The 18,774-nt window shown below is 40.0% G+C and carries 16 protein-coding genes and 2 pseudogenes; 11 read left to right on the forward strand and 7 right to left on the reverse strand.

Going from position 1 to position 18,774, the window contains the following annotated elements:
• Positions 1-7: 7 nt before the first annotated feature.
• Together glpK and AB8618_RS00415 are read right to left on the reverse strand one after the other, a co-directional pair.
• The gene (glpK, locus tag AB8618_RS00410; protein WP_413401108.1) at positions 8-1,513 is read right to left on the reverse strand and encodes a glycerol kinase GlpK; all 1,506 of its coding nucleotides are present in this window, start codon (positions 1,511-1,513) and stop codon (positions 8-10) included.
• A 169-nt stretch (positions 1,514-1,682) separates the two neighbouring features.
• Positions 1,683-1,925 carry a YdcH family protein gene (locus AB8618_RS00415; RefSeq protein ID WP_409424407.1) on the reverse strand — a complete coding sequence of 81 codons (243 nt, stop codon included), beginning with the start codon at positions 1,923-1,925 and terminating at the stop codon, positions 1,683-1,685.
• Between the two features lie 249 nt (positions 1,926-2,174).
• Between AB8618_RS00415 and AB8618_RS00420 the strand changes: the two genes are divergently transcribed.
• From AB8618_RS00420 to speD, 8 genes and pseudogenes are all read left to right on the forward strand, one after another.
• Complete coding sequence (locus tag AB8618_RS00420; RefSeq protein WP_409424408.1) at positions 2,175-2,756, forward strand: anthranilate synthase component II; 582 nt, start codon at positions 2,175-2,177, stop codon at positions 2,754-2,756.
• 47 nt (positions 2,757-2,803) lie between these two features.
• Positions 2,804-3,964, forward strand: a complete 1,161-nt coding sequence (locus AB8618_RS00425) for an HDOD domain-containing protein (protein WP_409424409.1) — start codon at positions 2,804-2,806, stop codon at positions 3,962-3,964.
• 370 nt (positions 3,965-4,334) lie between these two features.
• A complete protein-coding gene (locus AB8618_RS00430; RefSeq protein WP_008108435.1) occupies positions 4,335-5,540 on the forward strand; it encodes an aspartate aminotransferase family protein in 1,206 nt (401 codons plus the stop codon).
• 84 nt (positions 5,541-5,624) lie between these two features.
• Positions 5,625-6,641 carry an arginine N-succinyltransferase gene (astA, locus tag AB8618_RS00435; protein WP_055012478.1) on the forward strand — a complete coding sequence of 339 codons (1,017 nt, stop codon included), beginning with the start codon at positions 5,625-5,627 and terminating at the stop codon, positions 6,639-6,641.
• Between the two features lie 15 nt (positions 6,642-6,656).
• Entirely contained in the window at positions 6,657-8,126 is a 1,470-nt protein-coding gene (gene astD / locus AB8618_RS00440) for a succinylglutamate-semialdehyde dehydrogenase (protein WP_413401109.1), read from the forward strand.
• A 124-nt stretch (positions 8,127-8,250) separates the two neighbouring features.
• A complete protein-coding gene (locus tag AB8618_RS00445) occupies positions 8,251-8,589 on the forward strand; it encodes a DUF3802 family protein (protein WP_178954635.1) in 339 nt (112 codons plus the stop codon).
• Between the two features lie 99 nt (positions 8,590-8,688).
• Positions 8,689-9,101: pseudogene (locus AB8618_RS00450) on the forward strand (OsmC family protein).
• 87 nt (positions 9,102-9,188) lie between these two features.
• Complete coding sequence (gene speD, locus AB8618_RS00455; protein WP_010392088.1) at positions 9,189-10,001, forward strand: adenosylmethionine decarboxylase; 813 nt, start codon at positions 9,189-9,191, stop codon at positions 9,999-10,001.
• A 63-nt stretch (positions 10,002-10,064) separates the two neighbouring features.
• On the opposite strand, the gene AB8618_RS00460 is transcribed toward speD, so the two are convergent.
• Positions 10,065-11,402 (reverse strand): M24 family metallopeptidase, encoded by a 1,338-nt coding sequence (locus tag AB8618_RS00460; protein WP_413401110.1) that lies wholly within the window; start codon positions 11,400-11,402, stop codon positions 10,065-10,067.
• A 129-nt stretch (positions 11,403-11,531) separates the two neighbouring features.
• Positions 11,532-12,803 carry an aromatic amino acid transport family protein gene (locus AB8618_RS00465; protein WP_138623552.1) on the reverse strand — a complete coding sequence of 424 codons (1,272 nt, stop codon included), beginning with the start codon at positions 12,801-12,803 and terminating at the stop codon, positions 11,532-11,534.
• Between the two features lie 475 nt (positions 12,804-13,278).
• Here AB8618_RS00465 and AB8618_RS00470 point away from each other — a divergent pair.
• The 3 genes and pseudogenes from AB8618_RS00470 (at position 13,279) to AB8618_RS00480 (ending at position 16,406) form a co-directional block, all read left to right on the forward strand.
• Positions 13,279-14,075: pseudogene (locus AB8618_RS00470) on the forward strand (alpha/beta fold hydrolase).
• A 250-nt stretch (positions 14,076-14,325) separates the two neighbouring features.
• Positions 14,326-15,153, forward strand: coding sequence for a hypothetical protein (locus AB8618_RS00475; protein ID WP_409424414.1), 828 nt, complete (start codon positions 14,326-14,328; stop codon positions 15,151-15,153).
• 47 nt (positions 15,154-15,200) lie between these two features.
• Positions 15,201-16,406, forward strand: coding sequence for a hypothetical protein (locus tag AB8618_RS00480; RefSeq protein ID WP_409425533.1), 1,206 nt, complete (start codon positions 15,201-15,203; stop codon positions 16,404-16,406).
• A 33-nt stretch (positions 16,407-16,439) separates the two neighbouring features.
• Here the strand turns inward: AB8618_RS00480 and AB8618_RS00485 are convergent, their stop codons facing one another.
• The 3 genes from AB8618_RS00485 to cysC all read right to left on the reverse strand — a co-directional run bounded on the left by AB8618_RS00485 (position 16,440) and on the right by cysC (position 18,766).
• Complete coding sequence (locus tag AB8618_RS00485) at positions 16,440-17,150, reverse strand: hypothetical protein (protein ID WP_409424415.1); 711 nt, start codon at positions 17,148-17,150, stop codon at positions 16,440-16,442.
• Between the two features lie 242 nt (positions 17,151-17,392).
• Positions 17,393-18,163, reverse strand: coding sequence for a 3'(2'),5'-bisphosphate nucleotidase CysQ (gene cysQ / locus AB8618_RS00490; RefSeq protein ID WP_413401113.1), 771 nt, complete (start codon positions 18,161-18,163; stop codon positions 17,393-17,395).
• Between the two features lie 9 nt (positions 18,164-18,172).
• The gene (cysC, locus tag AB8618_RS00495) at positions 18,173-18,766 is read right to left on the reverse strand and encodes an adenylyl-sulfate kinase (protein WP_413401114.1); all 594 of its coding nucleotides are present in this window, start codon (positions 18,764-18,766) and stop codon (positions 18,173-18,175) included.
• Between the last annotated feature and the right edge of the window lie 8 nt (positions 18,767-18,774).

The raw sequence follows: 18,774 nt of genomic DNA on the forward strand, positions 1-18,774 counted from the left end.
CCAGTGTTTAGTCACTCTCGTCGTCAGTGCTATTAGAAAGTCTAACTTGTGCAATGCAATGTAGCCACTTTGCGTATAAATCGTTGCGCTCTTCACTGCTCATGGTGGGTTCAAAGCGACGATCGCTTTTCCACATGTTGGCAAGCTGCGCAGTTGATTCATACACCCCAGTTTGCAGCCCTGCTAAGTAGGCAACCCCCAATGAAGTAGTTTCGGTTAAGGTTGGGCGTTCAACGCTTGCGCCTAAAATGTTAGCTAAAAATGCCATGGCCCAATTATTGTTTGCCATGCCGCCATCAACCCTTAAAATACTAGGACGAAGTCCGTCACCCTCCATGGCTTTTTGTAAATCTTTAGTTTGATAACCCACCGATTGCAAGGCTGCTGCCACAATAGTACTAATGCCTGAATCTCGAGTTAGGCCTAAAATAGCGCCTCTTGCATTTGCATCCCAATAGGGCGCTCCTAAGCCAGTAAACGAGGGGACTAAAAACACCCCATGATCTAAGGGAACATCTTTGACAAGGGCTTCACTTTCACCTGCGTTTTCTAATAGTTTTAGGCCTTCTACTATCCATTGCATGGTGGCACCTGCCATAAAAATGCTGCCTTCAATCGCATAGGTGGGTTTGCCGTTGAGCCGATATGCAAGAGTGGTTAATAAACGATTATTTGATTTTAGTGCTTTATCGCCAGTGTTAAGCATTAAAAAACAGCCCGTGCCGTAGGTGCTTTTTGCCATACCTTCTTCAAAACAGGCTTGACCAATTAAAGCCGCTTGCTGATCGCCAGCAACACCACAAATAGGAATTTCACTACCGAACAACTCGCTGCTTGTTACCCCAAAATCAGCCGCTGAGTCCATTACCTCAGGTAACATAGCCAGTGGAATATCAAATAAAGCCAGTAACTCTTCATCCCAGCATTGCTGATGAATATTAAACAGTAAAGTTCGTGATGCATTAGTGGCATCGGTTTTGTGCACTTTACCGTCGGTTAATTGCCACAATAAGTAGGTATCTACCGTGCCAAATGCTAGTTCACCTGCGTGTGCTTGCTCTTTAGCGCCGGTGACGTTATCTAAAATCCAACGAACTTTGGTTGCAGAAAAATAAGGGTCGAGTACTAAACCGGTTTTATCATTCACCATTTTTGTATGCCCAGCATGACGTAAACTATCGCAATATTCACTAGTGCGTCGGTCTTGCCATACAATCGCGTTATAAATAGGTTGCCCAGTTTTTTTATTCCACACTAAAGTGGTTTCTCGCTGATTAGCAATGCCGATGGCAATTATGTCGGCGGCAGTTACTTGCTGCTGCGCTAAGAGGTTTTTGACGCTGGTTAATACAGTTTGCCAAATATCTACAGGGTCGTGTTCAACCCAACCATTTTTTACAAAGTGCTGAGGGAAGGTTTGTTGATCACTCCCTATCACCTGTGCATCTTTGCTATATAAAATAGCCCGAGAGCTTGTCGTTCCTTGATCAATCGAGAGTAAGTATTTAGCCATAAAAAAATAACATTGTTTAATTTAGATAAAGATAGCTTGTCTTTAAGCTAAACGAATAGCAATGCTTTTGCACCATAATGGTTAAAATTATAGATTAGCAGAGGGTAGGAGAGGGAAATAATAATTAAATATTGGCGCCTATTATTTAATAGACGCCAAGCAATGGTGACTAATTAGTAGCCGTTAATTGTTGATGTAACCAATCTTTTAATACCATTCTGTCGTGCTTTAGCTGCTGCATAGCTTCGTCATCGATAGGTGAGTCTTGTAGTTCAAGTACCCGAATCTCTTTATCGATTTCATTGTATTGTTTTGCTTTAGTTGCAAAGTTTTCATCATTTGCATTGAGGTTTGCAATTGTTTGCGTGTAATCAGGAAAGTCTTTAGTTAATGAATGGTCTTCGCCTAACATAGGTTACTCCTTGTTTATACGTATTTAATATTCAGTTGAATAATGCAGGTCACTTTATTTGTAGATAGTCTGTGACTGCCCAATTACTCATACAATAGAGCTTGGGCTGATTTAAAATAAATCAACCATTGTTGATTGTAAGTGCGCTATTTGTATTAGCTGGGCTGCAAAACACTGACACCTGCAAAGCCTTCAGTTAGAATATGCATGCAATAACTATCCGCCTAATTACTTTGAGTACTTTAATACATGCTTTTAATGATCGATAACTACGACTCGTTTACCTACAATTTGGTACAGTATTTTCAACGATTAGATCAAGAAGTGGTGGTAAAGCGTAACGACCAAATAACACTGAGCGAAATTAAACAGTTAAACCCCGATCATATTGTGATTTCTCCAGGCCCTAAAAGCCCAAGTGAAGCGGGAGTATCGTTATCTGTTGTAGAGCAATTTAAAGGAACTTATCCTATATTAGGTATTTGTTTGGGGCACCAAACCATTGCTCAGGTGCTAGGTGGTAAGGTGGTGCGCGCTAAACAGGTTATGCATGGAAAAACATCGCCAATTCATCATCAGCATCAAGGTATGTTTAGAGGTTTACCCAACCCGCTGACAGTGTGCCGCTACCATTCTTTAATTGTTGAAGCACACTCATTGCCTAAAGAACTAGAAGTAACAGCATGGACACAAAGCAAAACTGGGCAGCGTGATGAAATTATGGGATTGTTGCATAACGAGCTCGCACTTGAAGGCGTGCAGTTTCATCCTGAAGCAATTTTGACCGAGCAAGGCTTAGCCTTACTTGATAACTTTTTAACGCGCTTCTAGGCTTATACCTGTAAGCTATTTTCCTTTTTTGCCCTAAGATAGAGTTTATGACCGATACATTGCAGCAACAGCGAATTGTTAACGTGCTACACCAACGAGCGCATGATTTGCTACTGGGTCATAGTTTTGCTAATCAGCAAATCGGCTTTATTCATACCTTAGACCTCAATGATGGTAAACCCATTAAAAAGCGTACCTTATTAGAAGTTGAAGTGGCCGCACAGCAAAAGCGTCAACAAAAAAGTACTTCACATCAAAAGTTACAGGCAAAAACCAGTCAAAAATTACATACGGTAATTGAAACCGTGATGGCCAAACGTCTTGAAGATATAGATTTAGTTATCAAAGACACTGTTGGTATAGATGATAATGTGCCCGCAATACTTGATATTCTTGCAACTCGCGCGGCATCGGTTGGTCGTTTAGAGCCGCTAGTTAACGACTTAAATTGGCTTGGACGAGAGCTGGTCACCTTAGTTAATTTACCTTTTTATCGTAAGCAGCGCAGTAAAGGCACCTCAGTCAAAGTAGATACTCCAGCATTGGCATTACGATACTTGGGTTTAGATAACTTACAATTGGTAGTGCCTACTTTTGCGGTGCGCCATTGGATGCCAAACAGCACCGCACCATTTGCGCTATTAAAGCGCAGGTTAAAAGATAGCACTATGTCATGTGCTATTGCGGCACAAACGCTTGCTCAGCTTAATGGATTAAACCCCATGCATGCATTTACCCTAGGCATGTTATTGAATGTGGGGCAAATTGCCTTAGTGCGCTTATACTTAAAAGTGTTTGATCAAGTATGGCAACGCAAAGTACAGCGCGCTCGTGAAGACGGTGACAAAAACCTACACACCGCGTTGTTGGAGCTTAAACCTGACCCGCTATTTTTAACGACACTGTTGAATGAAAAATCACTGCTTGCTAGCGCCAAGGTGATTGAAACCATGTCATTTAAATACTTACCCTTTAACACTGTAATGCAGCAGTTAGTAAATGGAGTAGAAAAGGGTGATAGTTTATTGCCATTATCGCAAGTAATTTTAAAAGCGCGTTGTTACTCTCAGTACTTAAACTTAAAAGAGCACCAGCTTATTGAAGACGATGAATTACAAAGCTGGTTTAGCTATTACAAGTTCACAAAAAAAGAGTTAGAGGCCTTGCAAGCAAGTAATTTTACTAATTTGGCGCTCCAAATCGATTAAATCTGTTAATTTTTTTGCGACTATTCATTCACTTTAATTCTACTTATTCATGTGCAGTTGGTTTATAAGCGCTATGCTTTTTTCGTTGTAGAGGCGCTCACTAAGGTAAATGTACTTCATTACTAGCTCTCAAATAGTTATTCACTATCTATGAAATAATATCTTAAGCCCTTTATTTTAAAGGGGTACATGAAAGTTTTTGAAGAGACATAAGCCTAAATTTCTGAAATAATAAGCGCCTGAAAATTGAACCACAACGTAGTTTCAGGCAAATATACAGCTATTATTTTTTGCCGACACATTTGGTTATTAACAATAATCACACCCCTATTCTACTGCTTTGTGATGCACACAATTAAGAGGAAATAAAATGACAGTCAATCGCGAATTATTTGATCACGTAATGGTTCCTAACTACGCACCTTCAAGCGTAATTCCAGTTCGAGGCGAAGGCTCTCGTGTATGGGATCAACAAGGACGAGAGTTTATCGACTTTGCTGGTGGTATTGCCGTTAACTGTCTTGGCCATTGCCATCCTGCATTAGTGGGTGCATTAAAAGAGCAGGGCGAAAAAATTTGGCATTTATCAAATGTAATGACCAATGAGCCAGCGCTTCGCTTAGCTAAAAAAATGGTTGATGCGACTTTTGCAGAAAAAGTTTACTTTGCAAACTCAGGCGCAGAAGCAAATGAAGCGGCACTTAAATTAGCGCGTCGTTTTGCTCTTGATAAATTTGGCGCAGAGAAGTCGCAAATTATCGCCTTTAATAAAGGTTTCCACGGTCGTACTTTCTTCACGGTTACTGTAGGCGGTCAAGCGGCTTACTCTGACGGTTTTGGTCCTAAGCCAGGCGACATTGTTCATTGTGACTACAATGATCTTGCCGCATTTGAAGCGTTGATTAGCGATAACACCTGTGCGGTAATGATGGAGCCAATTCAAGGCGAAGGCGGTATTATTTCACCAACTGACGAATTTGCTCAAGGCGTTCGTGATTTATGTACTAAGCACAATGCATTGCTTATTTTTGATGAAGTGCAATCAGGTGTTGGTCGCACAGGTGAGCTATACGCATACCAAGGCTTAAACGTAGTACCTGATATTTTAACTTCAGCAAAAGCACTTGGTGGCGGTTTTCCAATTGGCGCTATGCTAACAACTACTGAGATTGCACAGCATCTTAAAGTAGGAACTCATGGTTCTACTTACGGCGGTAACCCACTAGCCTGTGCAGTTGCAGAAGCCGCATTTGATACAGTGAATAATCCAGAAGTATTAGCAGGCGTTAAAGCAAAAGCGGCGTTATTTACCGAGCTACTTAATGCGATTAACGAAAAGTACCACGTATTTAGTGAAATTCGTGGCCAAGGTTTATTAATCGGTGCTGTAGTTAATGAGCAGTACAAAGGACGCGCTAAAGAGTTTTTAGTTGCAGGTACTGAGCATGGCTTAATGTCACTTGTAGCGGGTGCTGATGTGGTTCGTTTCACTCCATCTTTAGTAATACCAGAAGCTGATATTCGCGAAGGTATGGCACGCTTTGAAAAAGCAGTCGCCCACGTTGTAAATGCGTAATCGCTAATTCAACTTCTCTAAGGGCAAACATTGTTTGCCCTGCAGTTCCTATTTACCGTTATATATAAGGGAGTAAGCGGATTCATGATGATCCTTCGCCCAATCCAAAAAAGTGATTATGCAGCTTTAGTAACCATTGCCGACGAGTCGGGACATGGCTTTACTTCTTTACCTAATAATGAAGAGTTATTACAAAAGAAGATTGCACATTCAGTTAATTCATTTACAAAAACCACATCACAGCCAGGTGATGAAGGGTACTTATTTGTACTTGAAGATACTGAAACTGGTGAAGTGGTTGGTACTTCAGGTATTGAAGCGGCAGTTGGCTTAGATGACGCATTTTATCACTATCATTTAAGTAAAGTGATTCACTCTTCGCGCACGCTAGATGTATATAAAGCGGTAGATATTCTCACCCTTTGTAATGACTACACTGGGGCTACAGAGCTGTGCACGCTGTTTTTAAAAGACGGTTATCGTAAAAATTGTAACGGTAAGCTGCTTTCAAAAGCACGCTTTATGTTTATAAAACAGCACCAGCAACGCTTTGCACAAACCGTTATCGCAGAAATGCGTGGCGTATCTGACGAAAACGGCAGTAGCCCATTTTGGCAGTGGCTTGAAGAGCACTTTTTCTCAATGGATTTTCCAACCGCAGATTATCTGACGGGAATTGGGCAAAAAGTGTTTATTGCTGAGTTAATGCCTAAATACCCAATTTACGTCAACTTATTGAGTAAAGAAGCGCAAGCGGTTATTGGTCAAGTACACGATAATACGCGCCCAGCTATTCAGTTATTAAAAAGTGAAGGCTTTACTTTTAATGGTTACGTCGACATTTTTGATGCTGGCCCAACCGTTGAAGCAAAAGTAGATAACATTGCCACTGTACGTAATGCACAAAACTTTAGTGTTGAAATTGGCGAAATGACAGGTGATACCATGGTATTGCTAGCTAATGATAAGCTTGAAGACTTTAGAGCAACCGTTGTTCCTATGGCATTTGATTCGCGTTCAAACAGCCTTGTGCTTACGCAAGAACTTGCTGATGCATTACATTTAAAATCGGGCGATTTTGTTACTGCTACCCCAGTTTAATTTAGGAGAAAGTATATGACTCATCCTGCACAATTTATTAATGGTCAATGGTCGCAAGGCCAAGGCACAGAATTTAACTCAGTTAATCCTGCAAATAACGACGTTATTTGGCAGGCATCAGCTGCAAGCGCAGAGCAAGTAGATAGCGCGGTAGCATCAGCACGTGAAGCATTTTACAGCTGGGCTGATAAAAGCTTTAGCAAGCGTTTAGAGATTGTAAAAACCTTTGCTGCAACATTAAAAGAACACAGCGAAGAGCTAGCGGTTGCTATTGCACAAGAAACAGGTAAACCACTTTGGGAAACACGTACTGAAGCGGGCGCCATGGTAGGTAAAATTGCCATTGCTGAAAAAGCATTTTTAGAGCGTACTGGTGATGTTGAAAACGCTATGCCGCAAGGCCGTGCGATGATCCGTCATAAGCCACATGGTGTTGTTGCTGTATTTGGCCCTTACAACTTCCCTGGGCATTTACCAAATGGCCATATTGTACCTGCACTTTTAGCTGGTAATACCGTGGTATTTAAACCCTCTGAACTTACACCTATGGTGGCTGAGCTAACCCTTAAACTATGGGAAAAAGCCGGTTTACCTGCTGGGGTAATTAACCTAGTTCAGGGTGAAGTAGAAACAGGTAAAGCATTGGCGTCACACAAAGGTATTGATGGTTTATTCTTTACTGGGTCTTCACGTACGGGTCATATTTTACATGAACAGTTCGCAGGTCAACCAGGTAAGATTTTAGCGCTTGAAATGGGTGGTAATAATCCACTAATCGTTAAAGATGCAGAAGATACTCTTGCTGTAGTGCATGATATTGTGCAATCTGCGTTTATCTCAAGCGGCCAACGTTGTACCTGTGCGCGTAAACTGTTTTTACCAACCGGCGCTAAAGGCGATGAAATTTTAGCGCGCTTAATTACAGCGACTAAAGCAATTAAAGTTGGTAACTACGACGACGCTGATCAACCATTTATGGGTTCAATGATCTCAGCGGCCGCTGCCGCTGGTATGGTTAAAGCTCAAGATGAGCTAAAAGCCATGGGTGGAGAAGTATTAGTTGAGCTTGAGCACACAGCAAATACAGGTTTTGTTACACCGGGTATTATTGAGTGTACAAATATTAATGACTTCCCAGATGAAGAGCATTTTGGTCCACTTTTAAAAGTATTCCGCTTTGACGATTTTGACCAAGCGATTGATAAAGCAAACGACACTAGCTTTGGTTTATCAGCAGGTCTACTAAGTGATAACCAAGCTGATTACGATCATTTCTTACGTCGTATTCGTGCGGGTATTGTTAACTGGAACCGCCCAATTACAGGCGCTTCAAGTGCTGCGCCGTTTGGTGGTATTGGTGCCTCAGGTAATCACAGAGCAAGCGCTTATTACGCTGCCGATTACTGTGCATACCCAGTTGCTTCTGTGGAACTTGAAAAAGTAGCCATGCCAGCAACATTAAGCCCAGGCTTAAAAATAGATTAAGTACGACTTAATTAGTATAAAAGCAGCTTCGGCTGCTTTTTTTGTATTGCAATCCCACAAAGCTAGCAATTATCAGTGCTTTCTGCTTAAATTAAGCAATCAGTATTTTTGAGGTAAATAAACGATGGTTTTAAACAGGCAAGGGTACGATGATTTAATAATGTACCTAACTCAGAACTTAGCGTTGTTTGAAAAGGCAGGTGAAATAAAGCCAGGTGCGCCAACCGTTATTGAGTTAATTGAAGATGTAATTGCCGAAAATGTCATACGCATTTGTCAACAACACCCAGACCTTTCTACAGAGCAACGCAGTCAAATTGTGCGCGAGGTTGATGGCATTGTTTACGATTTGCAAGAAGTGCTTAGTAGTGTGACCTCTCACACCGTTACAGTAGAACAGCACGCTTTTATTGATGAGTTTGCTGGGTTAGTTAAAAACTTATTTGATAACGCTATTAATTAATATTTCCCCCTTTATAAACCACGCTTTATTCGCTATTTAATTTAAATGCGCGTGAGAGCCTGCGTGTAATGAATACAAAATTAAACATGGGATAAAACAATGCAAGCAAATGTAAAATGGGTTGAAGGTAATACCTATATAGGCCGCTCTAACAGTAATCATAATGTGGTATTTGATGCAGGTAGTGACGGAGCAGCACCAAGTCCGATGGAAATGGTGCTTATGTCTGTGGGTGGCTGTTCATCGGTTGACGTGGTAAGTATTTTAAAAAAACCAAACAAGACTTCTCATCCGTTGATGTGCAATTAACTGCTGAACGAGCAGAAACAGCCCCGCGCGTGTTTACTAAAATTAATTTACACTTTGTTGTAACTGGTAAGAATGTATCTGAAAAACACCTAGAGCGAGCGGTTTCGCTTTCTGCCGAAAAGTATTGCTCAGTTGCATTAATGCTTGATAAAACAGTAGAAATTACCCATAGCCATGAAGTTGTTGAAGATCAGGGAAAATAACGCTTTTTCCGTGAGTGAAATTCGTATAAAATCCGCGAACTTTTCATTCTGCAGGTGCAGATTTCACTAATTTATAGGTTGGTTTATATGAACAAACCCTTCGATAAACTTAAACTTCATGGCTTTAATAATTTAACTAAAAGCCTAAGCTTTAGTATTTACGATATTTGCTATGCTAAAACAGAGCAACAACGTAAAGAATATATAGAATATATCGATGAGCAGTATAGTGCAGATAGACTAACCGACATTTTAGGTGATGTGGTTGATATTATTGGTGCCAATATTTTAAATGTTGCACGTCAAGATTATGAGCCACAAGGTGCCAGTGTAACTATTTTAGTTTCAGAAGAGCCTGTAGAAGAGCAGCAAAACTACGATGCTGACGAAGCACCAGGGCCATTACCTGACTCAGTGGTTGCACACCTTGATAAAAGCCACATTTGTGTTCACACATACCCTGAAGCACACCCAGATGATGGTATTTGTACTTTCCGTGCGGATATTGAAGTATCAACCTGTGGCATTATCTCGCCGCTTAAAGCGTTAAACTTCTTAATCCATAGTCTTGAGTCTGATGTAGTAACGATTGATTACCGTGTACGTGGTTTTACCCGTGATGTAAACGGCGTTAAACATTACATTGACCATGCAATTAATTCGATTCAAAACTTCATGACAGAAGATACCAAAGAAGCGTACCAAATGATGGACGTGAACGTGTATCAAGAAAACTTGTTCCATACCAAAATGATGTTAAAAGAAACCGATTTAAACACCTATTTATTTGGTCTATCTACAGATGATTTGTCAGATGACGAAGAAGAAGAAATTCGTTCAAAACTGACGCGTGAAATGCAAGAAATATTCTATGGCCGTAATCTGCCAGATACAGAATAATAGCAATTGGATTAAATAAAAATGGCGCTCATTGAGCGCCATTTTTGTATGTGTTGTTTAATGCTATTTAACAAGTAATAACTGGGTTTGTCGGCCATTGAGGTACCACACACCGGTCTCATCAAACATAGCATCTTCTTCAAGCATTATTCTTATTTCTTTATTCCACGGTTTTATAAACACCGCATTGTTAAGCTCAATCGAGTACGCCGTGTTTAAATGCAACGGGTAATCGCCATCACCCGGCACACCTTGCTGAGCATCCCACATACCCAGTGTTGTACCAGCTGCATGACCATGATAGCCGAGCGGGTGAGTATAAATAGTGGGTTTTAAACCCTGTGCAATGGCTTTTTCGCGGGCGGCTTTTAATACTTGATTACCTGTTTTCCCAGCTGTAAATTCAGCCGTAAAAATGTCTTGTAGCTTATTGCCCTTTTTTAACGCATCAACAAGGTAATCGGGGGCTTTTGTTTCGTTTGGTTTTAAAACATAAGCGTGTTGTTGAGTGTCAGTATTTAAACGCAAATAATTAATACCAAAATCGACATGTAATAAGTCGCCTGCTTGAATAACATTATCGGCATAGCCGTTGGTAAAACTGTCTTCGTGGTCGAACGATTTACTGTCGGCGCGTTGTATTGCAATACTAGGGTGAAACCACGTTTGTAGCTTAAGCTCCCTTACGCGCTCTCTAAACCACCACACTAAATCGTCGCTGGTTGTCTCTCCAACGGTGATAGTATTACCGGAGAATCCATCAGCAATAATAGAATGGGCAATAGCAACAATGTGTTTGTACATTTCTACTTCTTCTGGGATGCGTTGCTCTAACCACGCAACAGCCAGCGGCTCGGCTGAGGTTATTTTATTTTTATATGTCTCAGGTAAGTTGGCCATTAAAGTGGTGTAATCGCCAAGCACTAGCCCATCGGCATGTGCCCAATCTGTAGATGTGTTGAGAGCAATATTTCGCGGTTGGTATTGCTCAATAAGCGTATTGAGCGCTTGCCACTGATTAGGCTGTGCTTGCTTATCCCAGGCCTTTTTAAAAACACTCCCTATTTTGTAAGGCGCAATTGCAAAGGCGTCAACACCGCCTTGTTTGTTAACTACAAATAATAAAATAGTGGTGCGCCTTGCCGAGAGCCATGTAGCAGGCAGCATGGTTTTTAATATCGGGTCTTCATTATATTCGCGGCTTATCATTAGCCACATATCTATGTTGTGTTGCTGCATTAATGTGGGTAATAAAGTCTTAATACGTTTTTCGGTAATGCTATCGATAAACGCAGCCCTTTCTTTCATTGATAGAATAGTAGGAGGCTCAGCGGCTTTAATTTCAGGGCTAAATAGTATGAGTATAAAAGTGAGTAAAAAAACGTATTTATTATTTTGCATGGCTGGCTTGTTTTTTAGACGAATATATAAGCTAACATTGCACAAACAATAATATAAACAAATCATTTGCGATAAACCGCAGGCACAAAAAAGCCCAGCAAAATACTGGGCTTTTGTAATAAATACTGCTTAGCCAAGCATGCTGTACAGTAACGCAAATACAGCTAATGAGCCAACAGCCAGTACAAATAAGGTACTTAAACGGTTACGGTATTTTTGTAAGCTAGGCACTTTGTAAACTGCAATCATTGGCATAATGAATAAAATCATCGCAATGATTGGGCCTGATAACTGATCCATCATATCTAGTATGCTTGGGTTTTTAACCGCGCAGAACCAAATAGCGAAAAACATCAGTACCGCCCCCACTTTGTCAGCCACCTTAGGGCTCATGCTTGAGTGTTTAGTCACTAACCCAGTAAAGCTTTCGCGTGCCCCTAAAAAGTGACCTAAAAACGACGACATAATCGCAATAAAGGCAACCAAAGGCCCCAGCGTTGCAATAAATGAGTTTTCTGTAATATTAGCTAAGTAAGATAAAACAGAGACGTTTGCCGCTTTTGCTTCAGCCATTTGGTCCCCGGTAAGCGATAACACGCATGAGAACACAAATAACAAAACAAAGGTGATCAGTAATAAGCTAGTACGCTTTAAAATCGCCTCTGACTTAGACGTTGCTAGGTCACCATAGTGACTGCGTTGCTTATTAACAAAGCTTGAAATAGCCGCTGCATGGCTAAACGAAAATACAATAATAGGAATTGATAACCAAAGTGTTTTACTAAAGCTACCTAGCTCAGGCAAGGCTGTATCGGGCATTTGCCAGCTTGGGATTAAATACAAAGACAAAAAGAATAAAATACCTACTAACGGATAAACTAAAATAGCAAAGGCGCGCAGCATTAAGCGTTCACCGCCCATCATTAAGCCAATCATTAGCGCAACTAGGATACCTGATAAGGCAACGCGTGAAGGCGACTCCATTCCTAATTGATTGACCATAAAGCTGTCTACCGTATTGGTTAAGCCCACACCGTAAATAAGCAAAATAGGGAAAATCGATAAAAAGTACAACAAGGAGATCAGTCTACCTGCGTTTACGCCAAAGTGTTCTTCTACCACATCGGTAAAGTCAGCCTCTTTATTTTTTGACGATAATACAAAACGTGCCAAGCCACGGTGCGCCAAAAAGGTCATAGGAAAGGCTAAACACGCCATAATAATCAGCGGCCAAAAACCACCAATACCAATATTAATCGGTAAAAATAAAATACCAGCACCCACTGCGGTGCCAAAAAGGCTAAGTGTCCACTGCGTATCATGCAGGTTCCATTTTGATTTAGACGTGTGTGCGTCTTGTGCTGGTGCATTTGAAAGCGTTGCACCTTGAGATGTTGTCATGTGTGTGTATCCATTATTTATCATAATAATTGCGCCGAAGAATATAGTTTTTAACCACACATTTCATGTGTTTTTATGTCTTAGATATAAAATTGTTGTAGCTTATTAGTTACTGACTGTCACGAATATGAAACAGTGTTTAAAAGCTGCGCAATTAGTGCAGGATTATGCTGCGAAATGCGTGAATAATCAGCAAAGATGCTATTGAAGGAGGGACATACAATCTGAAAAGTTATTTTCAAGCCAATGTGTACTTGGTATGCATTAACCAGCGAATGGTTGGTAAGGGGATTATGAGAATTGAAAATACTTGGCCACTTTCTTGGCCAGTTAATTGATAACTAACCACTCAAAACGAGTTTTATCCTGTAACATTGAAGCCATTAATCGGAACTTCATAAGAGATTTTTTCTAAACTCCGTTATACTTTCTACAATTTAATCAGCCAACTGAAGTAAATAGGCCGCTAACTGCAATGAGCAAAGACATTCTTTTCCATACTATTTTTGTGCACGAAACCAGTAAAACATGGGTAGTATTTGTGCATGGCGCAGGGGGAGTTCGGCAATCTGGTTTCGTCAGCTTAAAGCTTATAAAAAAGAATATAATGTATTGTTGCTTGATCTTCGTGGTCACGGTAAATCGAATGATCTATTACAAAACTTTGTTGATAATAATTACTCATTTAATAATGTCTCTAAAGACATTATCGATGTGTTAGATCATAACAATATAACCAGCGCACATTTTGTTGGTATTTCATTGGGCACAATTCTTATTCGAAATATTGCAGAAATTGCCCCGCAATATGTTTCTAGTATGGTGCTAGGTGGGGCGGTTACTCGTTTTAATACTCGTAGTAATACATTGGTTTATTTAGGCAATACCTTTAAACACTTGTTGCCTTACATGTGGCTGTATCGTTTATTTGCTTTTATTATGATGCCGAAAAAGCGTCATAAAGAGTCTCGACTTTTGTTTGTTCGTGAAGCAAAACGCTTGTGCCAAAAAGAGTTTATAAAATGGTTTAAATTAGCCATGGACGTAAACCCCTTAATGCAGTATTTCAAAGAAAAAGACATTGATATACCCATTCTTTACATTATGGGTAAAGAAGATCACATGTTCCTTGGCCCGGTTAAAGAAATGGTAAAGCGCCATAAAAATAGCGTATTGCAAACTATTCACCATTGCGGCCATGTTTGTAACGTAGAACGCCCTGACTTATTCAATCAACACTCGCTTGCTTTTATCGCCCAGCAAAGTCGTTAAGGGTTATAGAAAGAGTAGGGACAGCTCTTTCTTTTTGACTATAGCCTTAAACTCAAAATAAGACCTAAAGTAATAAAATTTTATTTTTATATCAAAGCGTAGGTTGGGTAGAGCGAAGCGAAACCCAACATGCCATAGCGTCATGCGATTAGTAAAGCCAAGAGAGGCAGCTTTATTTATTAAACTTACTTATTCAATAATGTTCAATTGATATACACTGGCAAGGTAACGTATTGATAAGGATATTAAGTTGTCACAGGTTAAAACTCTCCCTATTACAGTCACACGCTGGCTTTCTCTTTTATTGTGCGCAATTACCGCTGCAACAATTACCGTATTTTTAAGCAAAGTCGGTTTTGTACAGCAAGCTTATATGAAGTGGGGCAGTATTTTAAATACAAGCCCTGTGCTGCATTATAGTTTTGCTTTTCTAGCCGGTATTGGCATCAAGTTAATGCTGGATAAGTTTTATATCTCCCACGCCAAACGCAGTATTGGGTTTAGCTTTAAGTACCCGCCAGTAACGATAAGCTTATGGTTGTCGATAATTCTTATAGGTTCGATTTTTTACTTCACTTCAAACCAAGAAGAGTTAATAGCCGCTACTTCTTGTTTTGAGTATTTCATCGTATTAATTTTAGGCTCTTCCATAATTACAGCTTATCAACAAGGTAATGAAAAAATTAGCCTTAGTTTGGTTGTATGTTTTTCTCTTATAGCTGCAATTAGCGCAGTTTTTATATATTTGCATATCAGTCATACAGGTTTTAGTTGGCCACTTTTTATAGTGGTAGATGTTTACATACTTTCCGTAATATTTTTGATAGGTAAATATGTAAATGGATGGGTTAAAGCTAAATGGAATCGTAATCAAACAACTCTGGACTGTGCGAGTAGCCTTAGTTCAAATGATTTTAAAACATTAGAGCAGTTTAAACATTGGTTTAAAGACGATTCCACTATTAAAAACATAGAACAATTAGAGCCTGACTTGCAGGTTTATGCCACGCGCATTGCTAAGCGGCTTCGGACAGGCGGTGATACAGAAGGATATGAAAAAGGGGAGCACAGCACATAGCGCTATGTGGGCCTTATGGTTGCGGAAAAAGTAGTATAGTTGACAGTATTGTAAGTGAGTTAGCAAAAAGCCCTAAGCAAGATGGGGGCTGGATACACAGTGATATATCAACGTGGGGCGCAGCCAGCGGCAGTGTCGCACATGTGATACTCAGTAATATCATCGATGATATCAGCCAGCACATTGATATGTGTGCTTTTCGTGCGTTACCTAAACATTATACCGAAGCTATGAAATTTGGTCCTAATTGGTTGAAATTCTTATCCTCACTACTCGCAGGGCCAGTTGATATCGATGAACGTTTTTTAAAGCTCAACAAAGTATTAGAAGTAACGAACCATAAATTACTTATAACCTTGCAAGACGTTGATCGTGGTACGGGTGATGAAAACGAAAAGCGCCTAAATGAAATAGCTGCATTGCTGGATAGGTTAAGGAATAAAGACTTAAGTAATATCAACTTTATCGTCGCGATGGGTAATGACAAGCCAGAGGATTTTGAAGTGATCTCAAAAGCGACAGATTATAGAGAAGATATTGCAAAAAATGATTTTAGAAAAACGCTAGCTAGCTTTACTAGAGCCAGTATTGATGAGGCTAAAAACAATCATAGTAAAATCATTCTTTATAGATATAGCAACACCCATGAAAAGAATAAATTAGATCAAGTTATTGCAATTATAGATTCTCCTCGCCAGCTTAAGAAAGTACTACGTCGAGTTAATCAAGCGTGGCAATCTAAAAAATTAATGGGAGAGGTTAATTTTTATTCTTTGCTTATGGTCACGGCACTTCGAGAAGCGAACCCCACTTGCTTTGAGAGATATTGTAAAGCTGATTCTTATCTAGAATCCAAAATTAAAAGTAATGAAGATGATTTAGACAATGTATTACGTGAAATAGCTCAGCTAAGTAAAGAGGACTCAGGTAGTCAGCAAAGTAGCATTATAAAATCTGAGTTTATATATAGTTATCTGCAAGTCATGCTTGATGTTAAAAAAGATAGCGACGGAAAATTAAGGCTCGATTCAAGCAAAGATCATCAACAATCAGTTGGTTGTACACACTCTGATGTTTATTACCTAAGGCGAATACTTTTAGAAAAAGTACCTTCTAATGAGTTAAAAGATCAAGATGTTATGAAGGCTCTAAGAAACGGTGAAAATAAGGAGAAGTTAAATAATCATATACATGAAGCACAGTATAGTTTGTTTGAAAGTAACGCCTTGTTATGCCCTAAGTCAATGCGGTAACTTCAAAAATTACCGCATTGCATGATTTTTCGGTTATTTATTTGGGAAAGATTTAAGAGCTTTATATTCAATTTTCGTATTAGTCGCGTTTAATATTTCGATGCGTGCCCCTTTAAAGCCAATCACATTACTCTCAGTAAGGTCATAATTAACTTCTTGAGAAAAGCTAGGGCGAGCAAAGTCTTTAGAAAACTCACGATACATAAATTTTACTGTATCTTTAGATTTACCATTATAGATCAGCTCTTGTTTGAAACTTGGTTGTGAGATATTAACAAGCTTACCAACTTTAAACTTTGGGTCTGGTGTTGCAATTGGATCTGCTGTACTAAGATCGTAGTAACCTGTTAAGTCTAAAGAGCCATCTGGCTTTAATATTAAATATTCACCATATAATGGTATTCTCCGACCAAAAGTAATATCGTTTACATAATAGTTATTGGCTGATGCTTGATAATATTTTTGTCCCTTGTTATCGATTTTAATAAATGGGAGTTTATGAGGCGTCATCACATATTCACGAGAAGAGCCACCATCACTTATAGTAGTGAATAGCTCTAAGCCTTCGTAAGTATAAGCAATACTTTTTTCGAGCAAAGTATCACCAATTTCGGCTCTTGAGATCTTATTAAGTTCAGGGATATTAATTGTAGTAACATCGTTTATAATTCTTGAAGGCTGTTTAGATGAGCAGCCAGATAGAGTAATTAAAATGAAGAGTATTGCTGTATAGTTATGTTGCATATTCACATCCTTGTTTTGTTGTTTATAAGACCTTATCAACATAAATCACTATAAACAATGGGTATTGATTACTATGTTGATTGTGCTTAGAGCTGTTCGCGACTCTAAGCCCGTAACCCCTAACCCGTAGCCCGTAATTTAAGATGCTTGTTGGGTTTCGTTCCACTCAACCCAACCTACGGTGTTTAAATTGCCATTGAGCTGCTCGCGACTCTAAGCCCGTAACCCGCAGCCCGTAGCTCTTACTCTTCTATCGCACTCACCACAAAATACGGATTCAAGTACTCATCTTTAGTGTTATAAATAAGTGGGCTGCCATCGAGCTTAGTTACTTTAGCGCCGGCTATTTCGGCAATGGCGTGGCCTGCGCCGGTATCCCATTCACAGGTTGGGCCTAAGCGTGGGTAAATGTCGGCGCTGCCTTCAGCAACTAAGCACAGTTTAAGTGAGCTGCCTTTTGACACCATTTCAACCTCATCAAAGCGTCTTACAAATTCAGCTAAATCGGGAGAGGGGTGCGAGCGACTACCTACAACACGAATAAGGCCATTGTTAGGTTTGGTGGTAACTTTAAGCTCGATGCGCTCATCGCCTTTATCTTTAAAAGCACCAATGGCTTCAGCGGCTATGTACGATACACCTAGCGCAGGGGCATCAACCACAGCTAAAACTGGTTTGCCGTTTTCGATTAAGGCAATATTAACGGTAAACTCGCCGTTCTTTTTAATAAATTCTTTGGTGCCATCAATTGGGTCAACCAGCCAGTAGCTGTTCCATGTTTGGCGAACGTCCCAACCAATGTCGGCGCTTTCTTCACTCAATACAGGAATATCGGGAGTGAGTTTTTTTAATCCTGCACTAATGATTTTATGAGCTGCTAAGTCGGCGTCGGTTACGGGGCTTTCATCAGCTTTGTATTCAACGTTAAAGTCTTTGTTGTAAATACCCATAATCGCGCTTCCTGCTTCGCGAGCGAGAATGAGGGTTTCTTCTAGCAGTTCAGTTTGGTTCATTAGATGGGCCTATAGTATATGCTGATGTTTTAGATACGTTATCAGTTGATCTACCGATTGGTCTAGGGTGTTTTTACTAGTATCTAAAATTATTTCAGGATTAACCGGCGGCTGGTAAGTAGAATCAATTCCGGTAAAGTGTTTAATTTCACCAGCGCGCGCCTTTTTATATAAGCCTTTTGGGTCGCGACTTTCACACACCTCAAGAGGGGTGTCGATGAATACTTCGATAAATTCACCCCCCTCAACTAACTCACGAACCATATCGCGCTCAGCTTTAAAAGGAGATATAAACGCAGTAAGGACTAACAAACCAGCGTCAACCATTAGCTTGGCGGTTTCCCCTACGCGGCGGATATTTTCAACGCGATCGGCATCACTAAAGCCTAAATCTTTACATAAACCATGGCGTACATTGTCGCCATCAAGTAAATAGGTGTGTGCGCCTTGCTGATTGAGTGCTGCTTCTAGTGCATTCGCAACGGTACTTTTACCTGAACCTGAAAAACCAGTAAACCATAAAATAGCGCTCTTATGCTTTTTTTGTTCGCTGCGCTGAATTTTAGTGGTGGCGTAATTATGCCAAACAATATTGTTATCCATTTGCTGTG

This window comes from Pseudoalteromonas sp. RW-H-Ap-1, assembly GCF_048318575.1.
In the GTDB taxonomy this organism is placed as follows: Bacteria; Pseudomonadota; Gammaproteobacteria; order Enterobacterales; family Alteromonadaceae; genus Pseudoalteromonas.